This window comes from Chryseobacterium sp. G0201 (assembly GCF_003815655.1).
Classification (GTDB): Bacteria; Bacteroidota; Bacteroidia; order Flavobacteriales; family Weeksellaceae; genus Chryseobacterium.
The window spans coordinates 916,803-941,409 of record NZ_CP033917.1; the positions used below are offsets into that span (position 1 = coordinate 916,803).

Below are 24,607 nucleotides of genomic sequence, written 5' to 3' on the forward strand. Positions count from 1 at the left end.
TTTACTGAATGGAGTTAAAGAAATACATTTCTAAATTCCTTCTCAAAAAAAGAAAAAAATTATCGGAAAGAGATACTTTCCTTAGTACTCATCTAAACAAGATGCTAGGTGCTGAGGTACAAAATGTTGCTCTTTACCGTGAAGCTTTTTCTTTGAAAAGCTCTTCTAAAAATCAAGACAGCAATTACGAAAGACTTGAATTTTTGGGAGATTCTGTTTTGGGTACAATTATTTCTTGTCATTTGTTCCAAGCTTATCCTCAGGCTAATGAAGGATATCTAACACAAATGAAATCTAAGATTGTTAATAGGAAGAATCTTAATAAATTAGGTGAAGACTTAAAACTTACAGACCTTTTGTTGAAACAAAATTCTGTGGCTTTAGGCGAAAATATCTCCGGAAATTTATTTGAAGCGTTAATCGGTGCTGTTTATCTCGATTTTCATTATGATACCTGTAAGAAGATCATCTTGGAAAGACTTTTAACACCATCCGAAATAAATAAGCTTGAAAATAAGATTGTAAGCTACAAAGGTCTTCTGCTAGAATGGAGCCAGAAGAAGAAATTGAATATAAAGTACGAGACTTGTGAGGAAGTCCAGGTAAATAAAGCGATCATCTTCCGATGTCATGTTTGGCTTGGAGAAGAAAAGATTGCTAATGCCACGGAAACTTCCAAAAAGAAAGCAGAAGAGAAGGCAGCACAGAGGGCATTTTATATTTTAAACAAAAAAGAAAATATACTTGGAAATCCAAAAACTTTATGATCTAGACGATATAGAATTTGAAGATATTGCCATAGGATTGGTAAGATTAGCAAGAAATATACCCGATCATGAGTTTTTTTTTAAAATAAATCAAAATAATGATCTTGCTTTTTCAAGAAAGAAAGATGTGATTCTACATGGAGCTTATTTTGATTATCATTTTCCAAGATTTGAGGCATACCACAAGTTTACAAAGACTTGCTTTACTTTCATTTCCAACAGATCATCAGAAAGTAGACAAAAAAAGTTACAAACTGAGCTCTTTACAGAAGAAGAGAATATTAAATTTTTATTAAATAATCAGGTAGATGTAGAATATATTCTGCATAGTTCGGAACAGTTTCCTGATTTTTCCGTAATTTTGCTCCCTGAAAATCTTGTTTTTCCAATTCAAGATTATACACTAAGTTCTGAAGAAGAACTTTATCAAATTATCCAGTATTATGAATAAGTATTTAAAGAAGACAAAAATTATCGCAACACTTGGGCCGGCTTCATCATCAAAAGAAGTTATGTTAGGACTTATGAGAGCAGGTGTTGACGTTTTTAGAATAAATTTTTCACATGCAGATTACGATCTTGTTCGTACTAATATTGATGCTATTAGAGAGCTTAATAAAGAACACGGATATTCTGTAAGTATTTTAGGAGATCTACAAGGTCCCAAATTAAGAGTTGGGGTTGTAAAAGAGGGTTCTTATCTTAATCCTGGAGATATTCTTACTTTCACCAACGAAAAGATGGAAGGAGACTCTACTAAGGTCTATATGACTTACCAACAGTTTCCTCAGGATGTAAATGTAGGTGAGAAAATCCTTATTGATGATGGAAAACTAATGTTGGAGGTTATTGAAACCAACAAAATAGATACAGTAAAAGCAAAAACAATTCAAGGGGGACCTTTGAGTTCTAAAAAAGGAGTAAACCTTCCTAATACGAACGTTTCTCTTCCTGCTTTGACAGAAAAAGATATTCAGGATGCTAATTTCATGCTTGACATGGAGGTTGACTGGATCGCTTTGTCATTCGTTCGTCACGCTCAAGATATTATCGACTTGAAAGAGCTTATCAAAAAGCACCCGAACGGAAAATTCAAAACGCCAATCATTGCTAAAATTGAAAAGCCTGAAGGTGTTAAAAACATCGACGAAATTCTATTGGAATGTGACGGTTTGATGGTTGCACGTGGAGATCTAGGTGTTGAAGTTCCTATGGAAGAAGTTCCTGCAATTCAGAAAAACCTGGTTGAAAAAGCGAGATTCTATTCTAAGCCTGTTATTATCGCAACTCAAATGATGGAAACGATGATCAACAGCTTAACTCCAACAAGAGCAGAGGTAAATGACGTTGCCAATTCTGTATTGGACGGTGCTGATGCTGTAATGCTTTCAGGAGAAACTTCTGTAGGTAGATATCCTGTACAGGTTGTTGAAAATATGGCTAAAATTGTCTTGAATATTGAAAAGACGAGCTTTTATCAACACAAGAATGAGCCGATGGAAAAAGACTATAACTGTATTGATGAGAGATTCATCACAAACAGAGTATGTCTTGCGGCTGTTAGAATTGCAAAAACTACAAACGTTTCAGCGATTGTTACTTTAACGCATTCAGGATATACGGCTTTCCAGCTTTCTGCACACAGACCAAATTCTCATATCATTGTTTACAGTGGTAACAAAAGAGTAATCACGATGCTAAACCTACTTTGGGGAGTTCGTGCTTATTACTATGACATGAAAAAGCCTACTGACGAAACAATTATCCAGGTAAACATGTTGACGCATAATCACGGTTATATTGAAACCGGAGATTTCGTAATCAACATCAATGCTACTCCATCTTACGAAGGTGGTAAAACGAATACATTAAGATTGACTACTGTTTAATTTTAATCACATAAATAAAAAACTCTCGATATTCTCGAGAGTTTTTTGTTGTATATACTGGAAATGTAATCATTTAAAAGGATTAATCCCCTACAATCGTTTTAGCAGTTACAAACTCCTTTAAAGCATGCAAAGAAAGCTCGGTTCCATATCCTGAAGCCTTTGTTCCGCCAAAAGGAAAACGGGGGTCAGAACTTGTCATTCTGTTGATATTTACTGTTCCTGAGTCTAAGTTTTCAATAAAAAATAATTGACGATCTTTATTATTCGTCCAAACCGAGTTAGAAAGTCCAAACGGAATATCATTGGCCATTTGCAAGGCTTCATCGTCACTTTTAAAGGTCATAATCATTCCAAGCGGTCCGAATAATTCTTCCTGCAGAATAGAATTGCCTTCCTGTACTCTGATCAATCCCGGATTAAATTCAGTATCAGAAATTCTTTCCAATGGAATAATAATTTCTGCTCCGTTTTCTAACGCTTTTTTGAATTGATTTTCAAGATCATCTGCTAAATCAGGTCTTGCCATTCCACCAATCAGAGTTTCTTTATCCCTCGGATCTGCAGGAATGTATTTTTTATATTCTTCAATGAATTTCGGAAGAAACTCATCTTCTATTTTCTCATCAATGATAAATCTTTTTGCAGCAGTACAAGTCTGTCCACAATTTTGAAGCCTTGATTTCACTCCTTCTTTTGCAGCTTTATCAAGATCAGCATCCTCAAAAATAATAAAAGCATCACTTCCACCTAATTCAAGTAAAGATTTTTTGATATTTAAACCTGCTATTGAAGCCACTTCCCCTCCAGCTTTCCCACTACCGGTCAGGCTCACTCCTTTTACTGTATCGTGCTCAAGAATTCCTTTTACTTCTTTATGCCCGACTTCCAGATTTTGGAAAATACCTTCCGGAAAACCGGCTTCCAATAAAACTTGTTCGATAGCATTTCCGCTGCCGAAACAAATTGAAGCATGTTTCAGAACAACAGTATTTCCCGCCAAAATTGCAGGAACAGCAAATCTCAATACCTGCCAAAATGGAAAATTCCAAGGCATTACCCCTAAAATAACTCCTTTTGGAGCATAATGAACTTCAGAATACGTAAATTCAGAATCAATTTTTTCTGGTTTTAAAATATTTTCTGCATCAGCATAATAATTCATCATTAAAGCACATTTCTCCACCTCAGCAATCGATTGTGAAATCGGTTTGTTCATTTCTGTGGTAATGATTGCTCCAAATTTTTCAGAATTATTCTTCAAAATTTCAGCAGCTTTTCTGATTAATCCTTGTCTTTCCTCAAACGACACCTTTTTCCAACTCGAAAAAGCCAAGTCAGCTTTAATAAGCTTGTTCTCAATTAATTGTTCCATAACGTAATTCTCAATTTAAATTCAAATAATGAATTTATAAATGCTTTTCTCTTAAAAGCATGATCAAAGCAACAAATTTAGTTCCTTTAGATTAAATAAAATAATGATTTTTTCTATTGAATATATTAGTTATGTCATACCATAAACCATTCGTTCACCAAACAAGATGCTAATCTTGCTGTTCTGTCCTGAATATCATAGCTTGGATTAACTTCAGCGACATCTAACGCGATCAGTTTTGGGTTCTTTAAAATATGCCTGTAAAAATGCATAAAAGTAGCATCAGCAAAGATTCCGTTATATGCCGCAGCCGAAACTCCAGGCGCAATGGAAGCATTAAAAACATCCATACAAATGGTGAGATAAGCAAAATCGACTTCATTCAATAAATCATCAATTCTTTGATAAATTGACGAAAGATTTTCAAAAAACAGTTCATCAGCAAGAATATATTTCATTCCATAATGATGAGCGGTATCAAATAGTTTAAGTGTATTTGAATTTCTCTGAATCCCAATATGTAAAGAATTTATCTCACCTTCCTGAGCGATCTGCCAAAATCCGGTTCCTGAACTCGGTCCTACTCCATTTTCAGGCTGCCTGTTGTCAAAATGGGCATCAATATTAATAATTCCTATTTTTTGCTCAGGAAAAGCCGTTTTTACACCAAGATAATGAGCATAAGTCACTTCATGACCACCTCCCAAAACAAGCGATTTCCCGCCTTTCAAAAGAACTTTTGAGACATTTTTTGCAAGATTATTCTGAGTATTTTCCAAGTTCCCATTCTCACAGGTAATATTTCCAAAATCAAGTAATGAAAAGTCAGGAAGAATCACAGGGAAATTAGACATGTTTTTTCTGATAACATCCGGAGCATCTTTTGCTCCCAATCTTCCTTTATTTCTTCTAACTCCCTCATCTACGGCAAAACCGTGTAAAACGAAATCATTAGTTGAAATAGTATCGTAATTGCTTTCTTCTCTTACTCTCTGAAATATTCTGTGGAAAAGAGCTTCTTCTCCGTCAAATCTACCTTGCCAAATATTGCTCATTCTTTAATAATTTTGTGTGTTGCTGTCATATTGAGAAGCATCTTAATCCGATTAATTTAGCTTCCTACAAAATGATAATGTGTATGGTTGGTTATTTTTTAAATTTTATTCCCGTCAATATAGATGTTTTCAGCGTTTAAACTTCCTTGATTATATAAAACATTTTGGAAGTTATTTGTTTTAAAAGTTACAAAATCTGCTTTCAAATCGTTTTCTAATCTACCTCTATCTTCTAAACCAAGTGCAAATGCCGAACGGAAAGTCATTCCCGCTAAAACTTCTGCTGTGGTTAATTTTTCAAAAGTTGCTAAAATTGAAGCCTGAGTAATTAAATTTCCCATCGGTGCAGAACCCGGATTCCAATCACTTGCAATGGCTAAAATTGCTCCTGCATCCAATAATTTTCTGGCCGGAGTAAATTTTTCTCCCAAACCTAAACTTGCACCAGGAAGAGCTGTTGCAACCGTATCCGATTGAGCTAAAAATGCAATATCTTCATCAATTGTAGCTTCCAAATGATCTGCAGATTTCGCACCAACCTCAACCGCTATTCTTGAACTTCCGGCTGTAAATTGATCTGCATGAACGGTAATTTCAAAACCTAATTCTTTAGTTTTAAGCAAGAAATCTTTACTTTCTTCAGGTTGAAATGCTGATTTTTCAATGAAAATATCAACACGCTTTGCTAATCCTTCTTCTTTTACTTTTGGTAAAATTTCGGTAATGATATAATTTAAATATTCCTGATTGCTACCTTCAAAATCTCTTGGTTTCAAATGGGCAGAAAGACAAGTCGGAACTAAAGTCGCTGTAGTCTGCTCCTGTGCTTTTTTAATCATTCGAAGCATTTTCAGTTCGTTTTCTACATCAAGACCATATCCGCTTTTTACTTCAATTGTGGTAATTCCTAATGAGATCAGAAAATTGATTCTTTCTAATAAAGTTTTTAATAATTCTTCTTCAGAGGCATTTCTTGTATGCTGAACAGAACTCCAGATTCCCCCGCCACTTTCTGCGATTTCCAGATAAGTTTTTCCGGCATTTCTCATCGCAAAATCATTCGCACGATTACCACCGAAACAAATATGCGTGTGAGAATCTACGAAAGCAGGAAGAACAATTTGTTCGCCTTCAATGATCTCGATTTCTATATTTTGATTTTCAGATTTTAATTCTTCGAAATTTCCAACACTTTGAATTTTGTTGTCATTTACTAAAATTCCTCCATCAGTAATAATTTCTAATTGTTCGTCAGATAATTTTCCTCTTAACGGAAGATTGGCAAGTGTTACAACCTGCTTAAAAGGCCCTATAAGTTTCATTATTTATGATTAAGACTAAAAGTCTGTTTTAATTAAAATTTTTCATCTCAAAAATACTTAAAATATCTCAATCTTTTAAAACATAAACATTCCCTTTCCCAATGATAGCCCTGCCCTAAATCTCAACCTTAAATAATCTCAACCTCAACCCTAATCTTAACCTCAATTTTTCCTATCTTTGAGGTAAATGAAATGAATTAATGCCAGATTTTTTACATCCAGATAAAGAAAATTACTCCCATGAAGAGCTCATACAGGAAGAACAAATTCGTCCGCAGAGCTTTAAAGATTTTGCCGGGCAAAGAAAAACTTTAGAAAATCTTGAAGTTTTCGTTACTGCTGCAAAAAAACGTGGCGGGGCTCTAGACCATGTTCTTCTGCATGGCCCACCCGGTCTTGGTAAAACTACTTTATCCAATATTATCGCTAATGAATTGGGGGTAAACTGTAAAATTACTTCCGGTCCTGTTTTGGATAAACCGGGAAGTTTAGCTGGATTATTGACTAATCTTGAAGAAAACGACGTGCTTTTTATTGATGAAATCCACCGTCTATCTCCTATCGTAGAAGAATATTTGTATTCTGCCATGGAAGATTTTAAGATTGATATCATGCTGGAAAGTGGTCCCAATGCGAGAAGTGTACAAATTGGCTTGAATCCATTTACATTAGTTGGCGCAACAACAAGAAGTGGTATGCTGACAAAACCGATGTTGGCAAGATTCGGTATCCAAAGCAGACTGGAGTACTATTCTATTGAGCTTTTATCGATGATTATTATCAGAAGTGCGAGAGTTTTAGGAATAAAAATTTATGAAGATGCTGCCCTTGAAATTGCGAGAAGAAGTCGCGGAACTCCGAGAATTGCGAATGCTCTTTTAAGAAGAGTTCGTGATTTTGCTGAAATAAAAGGAAATGGCGAAATTGAAATTAATATTACAAAATACGCCCTGAATTCTTTAAATGTAGACGAATTCGGACTGGATGAAATGGATAACAAAATTATGCGTGTCATGATTGAAAATTTCAAAGGTAAGCCTGTCGGAATTTCAGCTTTGGCAACATCTATTGCGGAAAATCCTGAAACATTGGAAGAAGTTTATGAGCCTTTTTTAATTCAGGAAGGGTTTATTATTCGTACGCCGAGAGGTAGAGAAGTTACTGACAAAGCCTACAAACATTTAAATATTGCCATTCCTAGAAATCCGGGAGAATTATTTTAATAATCTATGTTCATACCTAAAATATACAGAAGCGAGGATTATGAATTGATGAAACAGATCATCAAAGAAAATGCTTTTGCTTTACTTATTTCTTCGGTCGATAAAATCAGAGCAACTCATTCGATGATGATGCTTAATGAAGATGATCCTGAAAATATTTATATTGAATCTCATATTTCCAGAGCAAATCCTCAGGCAAAAACATTAAAAAATGGCGATGAAGTTTTATGTGATTTTCTGGGAGCTCATACTTATATTTCCAGCAGTTGGTATGATCATGTGAATGTTTCAACATGGAATTATGAAGCGGTACAGATCTACGGAAAAGTAGAATTAATGAATCAGGAAGAACTTTACAATCATCTTGAAAAATTAACTGCCAAATATGAGAATTTTCAGAAATGCCCGATGTTTGTAGAGAAAATGGGAAGAGAATTTGTGGAAAAGGAAATGAAAGGCGCTTTTGGGTTAAAAATAATTCCGACTGAGATATTTATTAAACAAAAATTATCTCAAAACAGAAAAGAAGCAGACTTTCAGAACATTATTTCCAATCTTGAAAGTACAGATGAGAATGGAAAAAAAATCGCTGAGAGAATGAAAAATATTAAATAATTTTATCAATTAAAATAAACTAATCAAAATATATATGAAGTTATATCCTATACAATGTGGAAAATTTAAGCTGGACGGCGGCGCAATGTTTGGAGTCGTCCCAAAGAGTCTGTGGGAGAAAACTAACCCGGCAGACGAAAAAAATTTAATTGAATTGGGAACCCGCTCTTTATTAATTGAAGACGGAAAAAAATTAATCTTAGTAGATTGCGGTCTTGGAAACAAGCAGGATGATAAATTCTTCGGTCACTACTCTCTTTGGGGAGATGATAATTTAGATAAAAACTTAAAAAAATATGGTTTTGTAAAGGAGGATATCACCGATGTATTCTTGACTCATCTTCACTTCGACCACTGTGGTGGAGCGATCGAATGGAATGACGACAAAACCGGCTACAGACCTGCATTTAAAAATGCGCAGTTCTGGACCAACGAAAACCATTGGCAGTGGGCAACTGAGCCTAATCCAAGAGAAAAAGCAAGCTTTTTAAAGGAAAACATTCTTCCTATGCAGGAAAGCGGGCAGCTAAACTTTTTGCCACTTCCGGCAAACGGAAATTACGGTTTCGCTCCGGACTTGAAAATGGACGTTATCTTTGTTGACGGACATACAGAAAAGCAAATGCTTCCGGTGATTCAATATCAGGAGAAAACGGTTGTTTTTGCCGCAGATCTTATTCCAACTGCGGGACACATCAACCCTGTTTACGTAATGGGTTACGATACAAGACCTCTTTTAACAATGGAGGAAAAATCAAAATTCCTGAAGCAATGTGTGGATAACGAATATTTACTATTCTTCGAACACGATGCTCATAACGAATTAGCAAGTCTAAAAATGACCGAAAAAGGAGTAAGACTTGACGAGACCTTTAGTTTTAATGACGTTTTTGGATATTAATTTTTAGTTTAATTATGGAAGAATTACATTCAGAAACAAAAAAAGCAGAACCACCATCATCCAAGGTCATTGGATTAACTGGCGGAATAGGTTCTGGAAAGACCACTGTTGCTCATTTTATTGAAGAGTGCGGGTTTCCCGTTTATTACTCGGATGACAGGGCCAAAACGATTGTTAATGACAATGATGAATTGAAGGTGAAAATTAAAGAGCTTTTAGGCGAAAAAGCTTATGATGAAAACGAACTTTACGACAGGAAATTTGTTGCAGAAAAGGTTTTTAATGATAAGGATCTCCTTCATCAATTAAATGAAATCATTCATCCTGCTGTTCGCGTTGATTTTGAAGAATGGCTGGAAAAACAAACCAAATATTTAGTTTTTAAAGAAACTGCATTATTGTTTGAATTAAAGCTTAATAAACAATGCTACAAATCTCTGCTGGTAACTGCAGAAGACAACATAAGAACCAAAAGAGTAATGGATAGGGACGGAAAAACCTACCGTGAAATAGAAGCCATTATGGAGAAACAAATGTCTGAAAAAGACAAGATAAAGCTCGCAGACTGCATCATTTACAACAATACCAATCTCGAAGATCTCAAGGAACAAACCGAACGGATTATTTTCGATATAGAATAAAACAAAAAACTCGTTAGAAAAATCTAGCGAGTTTTTTGTTGATCTGATTTTAATAAAAAAATAAGCTCCCATTTCTGAGAGCTTATTCTATTTTAAAGATAATTTAAATATTATTCTTTGATGAATTTCTTTTGGGCAGTACCCTTAACATCATCGATATCTATTACATAAACTCCGTTGATCAAATTACTTACATTGATCTTGTTGTTTAAGATAATTCCCGCCGATACTACTTGTCCTGCTGCATTGTAGATCTTATAATTAGATCTAGGGCTTGTATTTTTCACATTCAATATAGTTTTTACCGGGTTAGGATAAATCATGATATCCGTCTGGTTCGTTGCGTTAGGAACAGGAGTTTTAGAAATTCTCACTGTATAATCTTCAACTTCTCCGTTTGCAAAATTTGTACAGTTCACAGGGATACCATCTTTTTGCAATGCTACTCTCATCACTACATATTTATAATCTGTTAAGCTGATAAATGCATCTGCAGGTACATTGAACGTTCCTGTAACAGGAGTTGTTGTACTAGGAGGTGAAGCAATGATTCTTTCATTAATATCGAAGTATCCGTTTCTATCAAAGTCGATCCAAACAGCAACACCTTCTTCATTATTAGTACCTAACCAAGATTTTTCAATCGTAATTTGGTTTCCTGTAGATCCTTGAATTAAATCTATGAATTTAGCAGTAACACCTGTATAATCTGTATAAGTAGATCCTACTGAAGTGTTTTCCATTAATGGTTTACCATTTGGCTTCACAGTTACTTTTGAAATAAATTCATTAGCAGCACTTCCAGAAGCCATATTACAGTAAGTTATCGTTGGCGTTGTAAAGAAGTAGGGCTGAGTGAAAGTACCAGGAGTTCCACTACAGATATTTGCAACCTGCATTTCATACTTAGTTAATTCTAATAATCCTGTCAATGTAAGAGTATTCGTTGAAACCGGTACATTTGTCCAGCTCGGAATACCTACTTTTCTATATCTTAAGATATAAGTTGCTCCCGGGAATGGATCCCAAACTACAACTGCCGAAGTAGGAGTAAGGTTAGTGATCGTTAATCCCGGAGGAGGTAATATACAAGTTCTTTCAGTCGTAAACACTTTAGGGTTAGACCAAGGGTTAAGTGTAGTAGTTCCGTTACAAATATTTGCTATCTGAACTTCATACGAAGTATATACATTTAAGCTACCAAGAGTATAAGTATTCGCAGGAGCTACCGGTAAAGGTATATTAGCACTCCATCCTGCATTACCGCTTCCTACTATTCTGTATCTCATTACATAAGTAGAACTTGCAGCTAAAGGTGCCCATGTTATCAATGCAGATGTTGTTGTGATATTACTCACCGTCACATTCGGAGGAGTAGGATCACATTTTGTTGCAAATTGTACAGGAGTAGCCGTTCCTTCAGTTGTATTACAAACAGCAACTACTATTGCTTCATAGTTTTTAGCAGGCTGTAAACCTGTTGGGATAACAAAGCTGTTTGTTGGTGGTGCTAATAATGCAGATGAATTTGGCCATCCGGTAGTTCCCACTTCTCTCCAATATACCTTATAGTTAAGATTATTAGTAGACTGAGTCCAATGTACTGTTGCAGAAATATGGCTAATTGCATCCACATAAACATTTGTAGGCGCTGTAGTAGAACATGGTTTAATGACAAAAGTATAGTCTACATAATTACCATAAGGAGCCGATCCGCAAGGAGTGATAGCACCACTAAATGATGTAGCAAATCTCGCTCTGTAAGAACCTGCAGGACGACCTGCCGTGTTAATTGTAGTTGTTCCTGTCTGAGTATAAGCAGTAGTAGCATAAACCGCTTCCGTTACAGGATCAAACACCATATCATTATTCCAGTCTATCCATAAATAATAATAGTACGAACTGGTTCCAGAATTCATGCTAACATCTACAGTAGTTCCCGGCAATGCAGAGAAACTTGTTGCAGAATTGTTTACATATGCACTATATGTAGAGGCAGTATAAGCAAGATTAGTAAATCCTCCTGTAGTTGTAATATTCTTCAAATAATATGTTGTTGAAGACGAACCTCCTGTAGGAACACAATAATTAGTGTAAACCGAAAGAGGACCTGTCCAATCACCAATATCAGTAGAACTACATCTTGCTCTTACCCAAATATAGTAAGTTGTACTTGCAGCTAATCCTGTTATTAATTGAGTTGGCCCTGTAACTCCGGTATATTGAGGAGTAACAGTTGGAGCAGGAATTGCAGCACTTGTAGTATAATAAACATCATAACCACCTGCAGGTGCCGGAGCTGGTACTGTCCATTGTATTGTAGTACTTGAAGTCGTAGTGTTCAAGACTGTTAAACCCTGCGGGTCTGTACATGTTGGCGCAACTCTCACCTTGAAATCATCAACACCTAAATACCAAGGAGCACTTGTAGCACTAGCGCTTACTCCGAAATTATAGGTTCCTGAAACTGTAGGCGTATAATACGCTTTATACAATACATATCCATTTGTTCCTTGTGTTGATGTAATGAATGCTCCTAAAGTTGTTGCTCCCGTAGCGGATTGTGAAGTATTCACTAATGCATTACCTGTAAATCCTATATAAGAGCTTGTTGTACCTCCTGTATTATAATAGAAAGAATATTCATACGTTGTACCTGCTGTCAAGGCAAAGCCCGGAGTCCAAAGTTGGCTGGCAGTTGTATTACCGTATTGAATTCTCATATAATTCGGTGTAGACCTAGGTGCATTAAATGTTGTAGATGCTGCATTTGCAGAAGTCCAGGCATAAGTACCTGTTATCTGTTTCCAACAATTTGGTACAATACCTGCTCCTAAAGTAGACATAGAATCAAAATTCTCTGTCCAAGGAAGGGTGGTAATTGCACTACAAAGGGTGGTAAACGGTGATGCCGCAGCCCAAAAGCTTTTATCTGTAGAAGAACAAATTGCACGAACCCACCAATAATAAGTAGTATTCGATGCAAGACTACCCACAGGCACTGAAGTTCCTGTAGGAACTGCTGTTCCCGGAGTTGCACCAGTAGGAGGAACACCTGTCGTATTCATATAATATTCGTAACCATTTGCCGGAGCACTTACCGAAGCAGTCCAAGACAAAGTTGCAGAATTAGCTAAAATATTTGATGTTGCTAATGCTGTTGGAACAATACAAGTCGGAGGAGCTCCTACCTGAATTGTAAAATCCACAAAGTTTCCATAAGCACTAGGTCCGCATGCAGTAATAGGAGTGGCAGGTGTAATAAAGCCATTCTCTATTCTTACCCTGTAAGAGCCATAAGCCTGTGCAGCCGGAACAGTTATGTTTCCGGTATAAGTGGCTGCATATGATGTTGTAGCAATCGGATTTTCTCCTGCATCATTGAAATCAAAATCATTATTCCAGTCTATGTATACATAATATTTTGCAGTACTTGAACTCGTAGCCAAATTTAGTTGTATAGTTCCACCCGGAGATGAATTTACTGTCTGGGCTGAATTGTTAACATAAGCTTGGTATGCTGTAGCTGTATAATTAATACTATTCTGATCAGATAGGGAGATTGTTTTTAAATAATAGGTAGTACTTGATGCACCCGCCGTTGGAGTACAGTACTGAGCCTTTAATCCCAAAAATGACAGAAAAAATAAAAATAAAAGATAAAATTTTCTCATAAGTCAAATAGTTTTAAAAAAATAAATTCATAATACATTCATTTCTAACTTTTATATTCATAATAATTAAGAATTTAAAATCCACTTTCAACAGGGGGAATGATTTGTAATGGTATTACTGTTGTTCAACTGACCGTAAGGCAATGTCATTGCCTGCTTATAGGGTTGCGTTGCAAAACCTATATTTATCAGAGTCAAAGAAAGAATTAAAAAAGTAAAGGTTTTCTTCATATGTTCTTTATATTATATTAATTAAACAAATCTAATGATTTTTTGTTATTAATTTATCAATTGAAATATTTTTTTTTACGAAAACCTCACGATATCACAACTTCTATTTTAATAATAAAAAAATCCTCAGGCAAAACCTGAGGATTTATTATTGTTATGAAAGTTCTATTACTTTTTAATGAATTTGGATTTGAATAAATCTTTTCCTTTTTCTTCAATTGTAATTACATATCCACCTTTTACTAATTCAGAAACGTTGATTTTTCCTGAGTTAATATTTCCGCTATTTACTAATTGACCAGCAACGCTGTAAATTTTGAAAGTAGCTTTATCAGAAACTTTAGTTACGTTTAAGATATCACTTACCGGGTTAGGGTAAATTTGAATACCGTCATTTTTAACACCAGTTTCAGAAGTAGCAAGATTACCTGTTATTACTACATTATAATCTTCAACTTCTCCATTAGGGAAAGATCCACATGCAAAAGAATCAGGAATTGTTGCCCCTACAGCTGTTGGGTTAATTAACACAGTAACTATTCTCATTCTTAATGGAGTGTTTGTTACCGCTGTTGATGGAACCGTAAATGATCCCGTTGTAGGTGTAGCTCCAATAGGTAAAGCAGTTACAGGTAAATTTAGAACTCTTTCATTAGCATCGAAAGTTCCATTCTTATTATAATCTATCCAAGCTGCCATACCATTAACTGAAGCACCTGCAACAGTTGTTGTAAGAGAAACTGTGATACTGTTTGTACTGTTCGTTAACAAAATAGGTTGCAATGTTGCATTAGCAGTAAAGTTTGAATATGTAGTTCCACCCGTTGGGTTCGCTACCGTAGCCAATGTTACATTAGAAATATAATTAAACTGTCCACTAGTACTTGCTGCTGTACAATAACTTATTGCTGCAGTTGTAAAGTTAAGTGAAGCAGAATAAGCTCCAGGAGTTCCTGAACAAACCGCAGCTACCTGAACTTCATAAGCTGTTCCATCCGTTAACCCTGTTAATGTTACAGTAGGCGAAGTAGATGTTGTTTGTTGCCAAGTAGTTTGTCCTACTTTTCTGTAACGGATAATGTACGTAGCATTTGAAACCGGTGTCCAATTGATAGTAGCTCCACTATCCGTAACATTACTTGTAACTATTCCTGTAGGAGCAGTACCATCACATGGTGCAAAAGCTGCAACATTAATTGATTTCACAGCATAGAATACGTTTCCGATTGAAGAAACTCTAAGCTTGATTACTTGTCCGTTCAATGAAGTAGGGAAAGTGAAATTTTCTGTTCCATCATTAGCTGTTGAAGCAGAAAGTACAGTCCAAGTTGTTCCATTATCTGTTGTATAGTCAATTTTAACATTAGCAACATTGTAAGGTGCTGCTGTAGTATTTGCTACGTCCCACTCAATTGGAGTTGCAACGTTTACGTTAGCATATTGAGTATTAACTTTAAATGGTCCATCATTACCTACGGTAATATTTTGCTCAGCAAACTGAGATTGTTGTTGAGCAGGATCAGGATTATTATCTCTTACCGTTACCGCAAATTTACTACTTCTGGCAACCATAGAAACAGACTCCCATCCGTTATTTGAGTTATCCAGAACTCCTGCTAATACAGAAGATAATTTAGGGAAATATCTTGTTGGACTTGCAGTAGGTGTAAACGATCTAAATGAAGCTCCAGTAGTAGTAGTTCCTAAATTAGTTTTGTTAATCGTAACACTTGCATTATCAACCTCCTCCCATGTATAAGTCATTGGGTTGTTCTCTGCATCAGTAGCCGCCGCCGTTAATACGAATGCTGTTCCTTTAGGAATGCTATAAGCAGTTAAAGGAGTAATTACCGGTGCATTGTTTGAGATAGAAGTTTCTATATCACAAGTTTTGCTGATCAAGTTAGCTTGAATCTGGCTAATACTTGCTTTATGAAAATAAGCATCAGAATGCGCCTGAACATCAGTAGTAGTACCTGTAATACCAGCATATCCCATAATTGTAGATCCAGAACCTGGCTCAACATTTACACCAGTTCCTTCAAGACCGTGAGAGAATGTGTGGTTACCTCCTAACTGGTGACCCATTTCGTGAGCTACATAGTCAATATCAAAATTATCACCTTGAGGAATCCCATCTCCAGGAGAAGTAAATCCAGAACCTTTTTGTTTAGATAAAGAAGTTGCAGGCGTTCCTGTAGGATCTATACAAACACATCCTATACATCCTGCATTTCCACCACCACCAGAATCACCTAAAAGGTGTCCGATATCATAGTTAGCACTTCCAACATTCACACTCAATGTTTGCTGAAGCTGAACATTCCAACCATTAGCATTACTTGCATTAGCTGAAGCTGTACCAACTGAAGGGATTGAATATGGATCTGTTGAAGCATTCGTATAAATTACATTTGGAAAATCCTGTAAAATAAGACGTAAAGCGAAATCTTTTTCGAAAACACCGTTTACTCTTGTCATTGTCGCATTAATCTGCGTCAAAGCACCAGCAACAGTACCTCCAAACTTCTGAGTATACTCACCAGTAACAGACATTACCAATCTCATTGTTCTGAATTTTTTATCAGACATTTTTGAGAAATCAGTCGGTTGATTTGCAAATGATTTACCTTGCTCCAACATCTGATTAATCTGAGCTACCTCAGCAGGGTTTTCTGAAGTACTACAGAAGAAACCCTTTCCTGTTCCTTCTGTTTTATTAGTTTTAGGGTGAACAGCATATACGGTTTTATCTGCATTTTGCGGCTCAATAAATTCATAATTTCCATCATTTATTACCATAGATTGGAAATCATTACCTGATAAAGAGAATCTTAGGTATTTTGTCGGATCTTCAACTCCAACACCAACATAAGATCCTAGTTGGTATTTGTCTGCAAGAGATTTTACAACAACCGGAGAGCTATATACTGCAAATTTTTCAATTTTACCATTTAAAGTTGGTATAGAAATTTCTACAGACTTTGCATTAGGCCCAGATTCCTGAGCATCTTTCAATTGCGATCTCAATTGGTTTATGTCCAATTTGAAATATGACGCTACAGTGACAGCCCTCATATCTCCTGCTCGTTTTTTCACATCTACCTTAGCAGTAGTCGGCGTCCACTGCGCAACTGCAGAGCCACCAACCAAACTACAAAATAAAATAGTAAGTAGTTTTTTCATAAATTTTTAATTATATTTTCCGCCAAATATAACTATTTTAGACATATTATTCTTAAAAATAAAACAATAATACAATAAAAACACAAATAAATATCTCAGGTACTTATAAAAAAAACAAACTCCAAGCATTGCTGGAGTCTGTTTTACACACTAAAAACTATATTTTTAAGTATTTTACTACTTCTTTATGAACTTATTATTTTTAGAAATATTTTTATCTTCTATTGCTATAACATAAGCACCTTTTATTAAAGAACTCACATTAATTTTTTTATCATTAATATTCCCACTTTGTACAAGTTGACCTGTCGCACTATAAATTTTATATGTAGCCTTCTCCGAAACTTTAGTAATATTTAAAATATCACTTACAGGGTTAGGATATATTTGAATATCATCTTTAGGATTAGCAATATCATTTGTTCCTAAAACATCTGTAACGACTACATTATAATCCTCAACTTCACCATATGTGTATGATGTACATGCTGATGGAACTAAATTATAGCGGAGAGCCACTCTCATTTTTAAATTTTTATTTAATATTGCTGTAGTAGGAACTGTAAAAGTATTTGATACTGGGGTAATTTGACTTGGAGCAGAATCCATAACCATTTCACTTGTTTCAAATATTCCATTTCTGTTAAAGTCTATCCAAACTCTTACTGCTTCATCATACAGATCCGCAGTCCATGTTTTAGTAACTGATACTGTATTATTTGTTGATCCTTTTACCAGATTCACTGTTTTAGAAGGATCTGTTCCATAATTAGTATAAGTCCCGGCTCCAGAAGTATTATTTAAATTTGCTAATGTTACATTTGAAATATACTCATCATTCGAGTCCGAAGAAGTTAGAGCACAGTAAACAATAGAAGATAAAGTTGTAAACTGAACTGTTGTGCTAAATGTTCCCGGAACTCCAGAACAAACTGCCGCCACTTGTACATCATATTTTGTTTCTTCCTCTAAGCCATTCAGAGATACGCTATTTGTTGTGGAAGTTGTTTGTTGCCAAGTTGTATCTGTTGATTTTTTATATCTAATTTGATATGTTGCGCCAACAACAATATTCCAATTTACTGCCGCAGACGAAGTTGTTATATTACTAACAGTTGTACCGGCTGGAGCATTCCCGTCACAATTGGAAGCAGATACTACCTGTACTTGTTTTATAGCATAAAATACATTTCCTATTGATGAGATCCTTAACTTTATGTTTTGTCCGTTTAATGCTACAGGAAACATGAAATTTTCTGTTCCGTCATTAGGAGTAGAATCAGATAATACCGTCCAATTTGTACCATTATCAGCTGTATAGTCAATTTTTACATTCGTAACATTATAAGGAGTTGATGCTGTATTAGCTACATCCCATAAAACCGCATCTGATACATTATGATAAACTTGATTTGTATTTATTTTAAATGGTCCATCATTACCTACAACAATAGTTTGTTCAGCAGATTGAGTTTGTTGCTGATTAGCAGAGGGGCTATTATCTCTTACAGTTACCGCGAATTTAGTTGTTCTCGGAACCATTGAAACCGACTCCCAAGTATTTCCACTATTATTAAGAATTCCATTCATTACTGATGACAACAAAGGGAAATATCTTGTAGGATTCGCTGTAGGACTAAGTGATCTGAATGATGGGCCACTAGTCGTAGTACCTAAGTTATTTGCATTTGTAGCTACACTTGCATTATCCACTTCTTCCCAAGTATATGTCATTGGATCATTTTCAGCATCCGTTGCTGAAGCTGTTAATACAAAAGCAGTTCCTTTAGGAATATTATAAGTTGGTAAAGCTGCAATTACAGGAGCATTATTTGTAGTTGTCGTTTCTACATCACAATTCTTACTAATTAAATTAGTCTGAACCTGCTTAATACTTGCAATATGAAAATAAGCATCAGAATGAGGCTGCACATTATTAATTGGACTTCCAGAGTTAACAATACCTGCATACCCCATAATTGTAGAACCTGATGCTGGCTCTTGATTTACACCAGTTCCTTCAAGAGCATGAGAGAATGTATGGTTTGCACCTAGCTGGTGACCCATTTCATGCGCTACATAGTCTATATCAAAATTATCCCCTTGCGGTCCACCACCACTAGCAGGAGAAGTAATTCCTGATCCTTTACCTTCAGGTTCAGCTGTTGAAGGGGCTATACATACACAACCAATACAGCCTGCATTACCTCCGCCTCCTGAAGCACCAAACAAATGCCCGATATCATAGTTGGCATCTCCTACATTTGTTGTTAAAGTATTTTGTAATTCAAGATTCCAATTACCTAATTGTGATGAAGGTGAATAAGGATCTGTAGAAGCATTGGTATAAATAATACCAGGATAATCCTGTACATTTAAATGTAATGCAAAATCCTTTTCAAAAACACCATTTACTCTGGTCATTGTTGCATTAATAGCCGTTAGTGCTCCTGCAACCGTTCCACCAAAAAACTGCGTATATTCACCTGTAACAGACATTGCTAAACGCATTGTTCTGTACTTTTTATCAGAGCTTTTAGAAAAATCAGTCGGTTGGTTGGTAAATGATTTTCCTTTTTCATAAAGATCTGCTATCTCCTGCTTTGAAAGTTTATTCTCATTTGTAGAACATAAAAAGCCTTCATTAGTTTTATCAGTTTTGGGATGAACCCCATACACTGTTTTGTCTGCATTTTGCGGTTCTATAAATTCATATTTTCCATCTTTGATAATCATTGATTGGAAATCATTAGGAGCCACAGAAAATCTCACATATTTAGAAGGATCATCAATTCCTACTCCCACATATGATCCTAATTGATATTGATCAGCTAATTCTTTGGTAACCACAGGGAAGCTATAAACTGCAAATTTTTCAATCCCATCTAGTGTTGGTAAAGAAATTTCTACAGGTTTAGCATTCCTGCTAGTTTCTTGGGCATTGTTAAGCTGGGTTCTAATTTTATTAAGATCAAGCTTGTAATAATTTTTAATTACAGAATGTTTTTCTGTAGATTTTCTTTCAAATGTAGTTGGAGTCCATTGTGCTAACGCAGAACTAGCCATTACACTACACAATAAGGCAGTAATAATTTTTTTGCTCATAAAATATTATTGTTTATAATGTTTATAAAACTAAACATTTTTTTAAATAATTCATACCTGTTAATATTTTACAATACAAATAAATATATAATTAATACAATACGACCTAAAACTATTTAACGTGTTTAAATTAAATTTAACAAATTTAATTATAGTATTATTTCAATTTAAACATCGTACAAACGAATAATTAAAAGCATATTTTCTTATTCATTTATCTATTTTAATATCTACATTACAAAAAGTATAGAAACAAAAAAAAATACATAATTTAATATGTATTTTTTTCACTATAAAGAGATTAAACAAAAAGAATTATTACTCTTTAAATGTCGTCTTCTTTACTATTTTTAAAATTTATAAGCAATATTCCAAGCGAATCCCATAGCAAATTTAGATGAGCTTTTTCCAAATCCAGGAACTATCATTGGCTGAATTTCGTCCTGCTTTGTTGTAAATATCATATATTTTGGCTGAAGATTTACATCTATATAAAAATTAGATTCAAATAACTGTACTCTTCCTCCAATCATCCCCTCTAGCCAATATGAGGATTGTGTAGAAGACGGAAAAGCCACTGAAGCGGTACTTCCACCAAATCCACGAACCGGAATTGCCATATATTCCTGGGTGTAAAATGATCCTGCAGCCTTACCTCCAGCATAAAATCCATTGAACTCGTTTTCTGCATCTTTTGCAAGCATATAAAATACACCTAGCTTCAGAAACGGACCATTTGCTTTTACATCATATCCGTTTTTCTGATATATATTAGAATCAAAACCGGCATCAATAACAGCGTGAAGATCGTCTTTAATTTTAGATGATATAAATCCCTGATACATTTTTCTGTCTGAGAAGAAAGAACTTCCTGCATTAAGGATATCAAAACCAACCATAAAATTGGGTTTATATTTCCATTTTTCTTTTTTTACTTCTTTATTTTCCTGAGCAAAGCTCAACAAACTTAGTATACTAAAAAAGAAGGAAAAGATTAGTTTTGTCTTCATTCTCAATTTGATTTTGTCCTAATTCTACTTTTTTAACAACATTAGATGTTACTACTTCTGAAGTTAAATTTTCATAAGTCTTTTTAATACCACATCCGGGAGAAACATAGGTAGATTTCGTAGTATAGTTTACTCTTACCTTTGATTCCGGACCATTAATTCTGGTTTTGAAATAAAGATCCGTGTAAGGGGCATCGTCAACACGCAAAGGGATCAATCTGGATGTATTATTTGCCGTTTTACCTAATTCTACAATAGTTCCCGTACCATAATCTACTGCTACATATAATGAATCTATTGTCGTTTCTTTGCCAGATTCTGCACTTTTAAAAGCAATTTTCATCCTTGGAGTACCTTCGCCGCTTTCACAGATATCGTCATCGCCTCCACACGAGAAAAGCATGCCTAAAAAACAGGTAAGTATGAGAAATTTAAAATATTTCATCTGTACGTTTATATTTTTTAATTTGGTCAGATGGAACTGACGTTTCATATTAATATTTTGATCTTCAAATGTAAATAAATTATTTTTTAATCAACAAAGCAATATTCTCCACATGGTGTGTTTGCGGGAACATATCTACCGGTAAAATTTTAACTAAAGTGTAATGTTCTTTCATTAAGGCTAAATCTCTAGCCTGAGTTGCAGAATTACAGCTTACATAGACTATTTTTTCCGGAGCCAGTTTCAGGATCTGCTCAACCACTTTTTGGTGCATCCCATCTCTAGGCGGATCGGTAATTAATACATCTGCTTTTGGATGATTTTCCAAGAATTCATCGTTGAAGACATTTTTCATATCTCCACAATAGAATGTTGTATTCGTAAGACCATTTAATTCAGCGTGTTCGATGGCAGCATCAATTGCCTCTTGAACAGATTCAATTCCGATTACGTGTTTTGCATTTCTGGCAACATATTGAGCAATTGTTCCTGTTCCTGTGTATAAATCATAAACAACTTCATCACCTTTTAAATCAGCAAACTCCAACGTTTTTCTGTAAAGCTCTAAAGCTTGTTTATAATTGGTTTGAAAGAATGATTTTGGTCCTATTTTGAACTTCAAACCATCCATTTCTTCCATTAAAAATCCGTCTCCAAAATAAACATTTACATTTAGATCGTAAATAGAATCATTTTGTTTTGGATTAATGGCATACACCAACGTTTTGATCTGCGGGAATTTCTCTAATAAATACTGGAAAAGTTTTTCTCTGTTCGCTTTCTCTTCTCTATAAAGCTGGAACAAAACCATCCATTCACCTTTAGAGTTTTGTCTCATCATTAAGGTTCTTAAAAACCCTTCCTGATTTCTGACATCAAAGAAGTCCAGACCATTTTCAACACTGAAATTTTTCACTGCCAAACGGATCGCATTTGAAGGATCTTCCTGAAGGAAACATTCTTTAAGATCTAAAATCTTGCTCCACATTCCCGGAATATGGAAACCAAGAGCATCTCTGTTACCGAAGTTTTCTTCAGAACTTATCTCATATTGAGTAAGCCATTTTGCATTAGAAAAAGAAAACTCCATTTTATTTCTGTAGAAATATTGTTCTTCAGCACCTAAAATCGGAACGGTTTCGAAATCATCAATTCCTCCAATTCTTTTTATATTATTGTATACTTCTTCCTGTTTAAAATCAAGCTGTTTTGCATAGCTCATATTCTGCCATTTGCAGCCTCCACAAGTACCGAAATGGATACACTTAGCGTCTACTCTAAATGGAGATTTTTCTACCACCTGAACAGTTTCAGCTTCATAATATTTAGATTTCGATTTCTTAACTCTTGCATTAACAGTATCTCCCGGAACACCTCCAGAAACCAATACAGTCTTTCCTTCTTCCGTTTTCCCTATTGCGATACCTTTGGCTCCTGCCCCAAATAATTTAATATTTTCAAGAATAATATCTTTCTTCTTTCTCATTCCCTATTTTCTATTTTTTCTAATATAATGGAATGAAACCTTTCGGTTTCAATTTGCAAAAATACAATAAAAAAAACCTTATCCGAGGGACAAGGTTTTTATCTATGTTAAAGTTTTATTATTTTGTAGGAACCGGCTGCGGATTTGCTCGTTGTGGAGCCTGCTGTTGAGTAGAAGGATTTACCCCCATACCTGGTTGCAATTGTACGTTTGGATCTACTTTCGGAGCTGAAAGTCCTGTTTGCTTATCTAAAACAGTTACCAATTCCGGATCACCAAGATTGAAGAATGGCTTACTAGCAATTTTCCCGTCTTTATCGATGATGATGAAGCAAGGTAACTTGAATCCGTACACACCATATTTTTTAGCAATATCAGAATTTAATCCTCCGTCAGCATAAACATTTACTCCTGTAATTCCTTTTAATAAAGAGTTGCTTGTTTTTACAAACTGATCTTTAGTATCATCTACGTTAACGAATACGAAATTCATTTTAGATTTGTAGAAGTTGGCAACCTCTTTCAATACAGGAACTGTAGCTTCTCCGATGTACGGATTCCAAGAAGCATAGAATGCTAACATGTAAGGTTTTCCTTTATTTTCAGAAAGCTTGTAAGCTTTACCGTCTTGTTTTACCAATGCACCTTCAGGAGCAACTTCACCAATTTTGAATCCATTGATCGCAAATTGAATTTTCTTCAGATCTGCTTTAATTGTAGCATCTTTGATATCTTCGTCAATGATTTTTTTGATTTTATCAGATGTTTTCTCAGGAGTATTCGGGTGAATGTCAGACTGAGCCATTACAAATGCTAAAAGATAATCTTTAGTAATTTGTGAAACATCTTTTTTATCTTTCAAAAATTGGTTGAATAATTCCGAAGTTGTAACGTCAGTTTTTCCTTTGCTTTTTGCTTCTGCATACTTTTGGAAATCAGGACTCATTTTAGATAAAAGGTAGCTTCTGTAAGCAGGGTTATCTTTTACCATTTCATCCTTATTAGCTTGCAGCTTATTTTCATAATCCGTGAAAGCTTTAGTTACTTTAAAAGAAGGATTACCCATTTGCTTGTGGCTCATATCATATTGAGTCATAATAGAAAGCAATGTACTTGCGATATCATTCTTTTTCCATTGAACAACTTCGTTATCCGGATTGAATTTTTTAACGTTTTCTTCGATATTTTTGTTAATATCAGCTTCTACTTTTTGAATTCCTTTGATGAAAGTTGGTTCATCTTTCGTCATTAGCTCGTTCATGTTTACAGTCTGAGCGTAATTAGTAAGGTATTTTTGAGCTGCAGTAAAGAAATCGTTATTCTTTTTAGCATCACCAGTGATTACATATTCTGAAGGGAAAGTCTGTCCGTTTCCAGAGATATTGAGAGCCTGACCAGCTTTTAGATAAACTAAATTCTGCTTACCACCATAAGAAATCACGTACATTCCACTCTTAGGAGCTTCAAAATTTCCTTCGAAAGTACCATCGTTCTTTAATCCGATGTTTGCCAACGGTAATGTAGCAACCCCAGAAGCTTCGATAAATTCTATTCTTTCTAATGGAGATCCCCCAGTGATTTTTCCTTTTACTTCAACTTTTTTAGAGCAAGACATCACAAACACTGCGATGATAAACAATAAAAGATATTTTTTCATTTTGAATTTTATAATTTAACAAAAA

The 24,607-nt window shown here is 35.0% G+C and carries 17 protein-coding genes; 7 read left to right on the forward strand and 10 right to left on the reverse strand.

The annotated features are described in order from the left end of the window. Positions 1–8: 8 nt before the first annotated feature. Genes rnc through pyk form a run of 3 tightly spaced genes read left to right on the forward strand, consistent with a single transcriptional unit; the run spans position 9 to position 2,656 of the window. Complete coding sequence (gene rnc, locus EG348_RS04060; protein WP_123980887.1) at positions 9–767, forward strand: ribonuclease III; 759 nt, start codon at positions 9–11, stop codon at positions 765–767. Beyond that, positions 745–1,218, forward strand: coding sequence for an IPExxxVDY family protein (locus tag EG348_RS04065; protein WP_123980889.1), 474 nt, complete (start codon positions 745–747; stop codon positions 1,216–1,218). The genes rnc and EG348_RS04065 overlap by 23 nt, the downstream gene beginning before the upstream one ends. Further along, complete coding sequence (pyk, locus tag EG348_RS04070) at positions 1,211–2,656, forward strand: pyruvate kinase (RefSeq protein ID WP_123980891.1); 1,446 nt, start codon at positions 1,211–1,213, stop codon at positions 2,654–2,656. Before EG348_RS04065 ends, pyk begins: the two co-directional genes overlap by 8 nt. An 82-nt stretch (positions 2,657–2,738) precedes the next feature. On the opposite strand, the gene EG348_RS04075 is transcribed toward pyk, so the two are convergent. The 3 genes from EG348_RS04075 to hutI form a co-directional block, all read right to left on the reverse strand. Next, positions 2,739–4,031, reverse strand: a complete 1,293-nt coding sequence (locus EG348_RS04075) for an aldehyde dehydrogenase family protein (RefSeq protein WP_123980893.1) — start codon at positions 4,029–4,031, stop codon at positions 2,739–2,741. A gap of 134 nt (positions 4,032–4,165) precedes the next feature. After that, positions 4,166–5,086, reverse strand: a complete 921-nt coding sequence (hutG, locus tag EG348_RS04080; RefSeq protein WP_123980895.1) for a formimidoylglutamase — start codon at positions 5,084–5,086, stop codon at positions 4,166–4,168. Between the two features lie 98 nt (positions 5,087–5,184). Further along, positions 5,185–6,408 carry an imidazolonepropionase gene (gene hutI, locus EG348_RS04085; RefSeq protein ID WP_123980897.1) on the reverse strand — a complete coding sequence of 408 codons (1,224 nt, stop codon included), beginning with the start codon at positions 6,406–6,408 and terminating at the stop codon, positions 5,185–5,187. 200 nt (positions 6,409–6,608) lie between these two features. Between hutI and ruvB the strand changes: the two genes are divergently transcribed. Genes ruvB through coaE form a run of 4 tightly spaced genes read left to right on the forward strand, consistent with a single transcriptional unit; the run spans position 6,609 to position 9,788 of the window. Beyond that, positions 6,609–7,631 (forward strand): Holliday junction branch migration DNA helicase RuvB, encoded by a 1,023-nt coding sequence (ruvB, locus tag EG348_RS04090; protein WP_123980899.1) that lies wholly within the window; start codon positions 6,609–6,611, stop codon positions 7,629–7,631. Between the two features lie 6 nt (positions 7,632–7,637). Then, entirely contained in the window at positions 7,638–8,246 is a 609-nt protein-coding gene (locus EG348_RS04095) for an FMN-binding negative transcriptional regulator (protein ID WP_123980901.1), read from the forward strand. 34 nt (positions 8,247–8,280) lie between these two features. Continuing rightward, positions 8,281–9,147 (forward strand): MBL fold metallo-hydrolase, encoded by an 867-nt coding sequence (locus EG348_RS04100; protein ID WP_066754862.1) that lies wholly within the window; start codon positions 8,281–8,283, stop codon positions 9,145–9,147. Between the two features lie 14 nt (positions 9,148–9,161). After that, positions 9,162–9,788: a dephospho-CoA kinase gene (gene coaE / locus EG348_RS04105; protein ID WP_123980903.1), complete on the forward strand. Its 627-nt coding sequence runs from the start codon at positions 9,162–9,164 to the stop codon at positions 9,786–9,788. 110 nt (positions 9,789–9,898) lie between these two features. On the opposite strand, the gene EG348_RS04110 is transcribed toward coaE, so the two are convergent. The 7 genes from EG348_RS04110 to EG348_RS04140 all read right to left on the reverse strand — a co-directional run bounded on the left by EG348_RS04110 (position 9,899) and on the right by EG348_RS04140 (position 24,582). Beyond that, entirely contained in the window at positions 9,899–13,462 is a 3,564-nt protein-coding gene (locus tag EG348_RS04110; RefSeq protein ID WP_123980905.1) for a GEVED domain-containing protein, read from the reverse strand. Positions 13,463–13,861: 399 nt separating this feature from the next. Further along, positions 13,862–16,879, reverse strand: coding sequence for a reprolysin-like metallopeptidase (locus tag EG348_RS04115; RefSeq protein ID WP_123980907.1), 3,018 nt, complete (start codon positions 16,877–16,879; stop codon positions 13,862–13,864). A gap of 177 nt (positions 16,880–17,056) precedes the next feature. After that, complete coding sequence (locus tag EG348_RS04120) at positions 17,057–19,984, reverse strand: reprolysin-like metallopeptidase (RefSeq protein WP_123980909.1); 2,928 nt, start codon at positions 19,982–19,984, stop codon at positions 17,057–17,059. Positions 19,985–20,334: 350 nt separating this feature from the next. Next, positions 20,335–20,994 (reverse strand): DUF6048 family protein, encoded by a 660-nt coding sequence (locus EG348_RS04125; RefSeq protein WP_123980911.1) that lies wholly within the window; start codon positions 20,992–20,994, stop codon positions 20,335–20,337. Beyond that, complete coding sequence (locus EG348_RS04130; RefSeq protein WP_123980913.1) at positions 20,960–21,487, reverse strand: DUF6452 family protein; 528 nt, start codon at positions 21,485–21,487, stop codon at positions 20,960–20,962. Before EG348_RS04130 ends, EG348_RS04125 begins: the two co-directional genes overlap by 35 nt. A gap of 31 nt (positions 21,488–21,518) precedes the next feature. Next, on the reverse strand, positions 21,519–22,925 hold the full coding sequence (gene rlmD / locus EG348_RS04135) for a 23S rRNA (uracil(1939)-C(5))-methyltransferase RlmD (protein WP_123980915.1): 1,407 nt from the start codon (positions 22,923–22,925) through the stop codon (positions 21,519–21,521). 118 nt (positions 22,926–23,043) lie between these two features. Continuing rightward, positions 23,044–24,582, reverse strand: coding sequence for a TlpA family protein disulfide reductase (locus tag EG348_RS04140; RefSeq protein WP_123980917.1), 1,539 nt, complete (start codon positions 24,580–24,582; stop codon positions 23,044–23,046). Positions 24,583–24,607 lie beyond the last annotated feature (25 nt).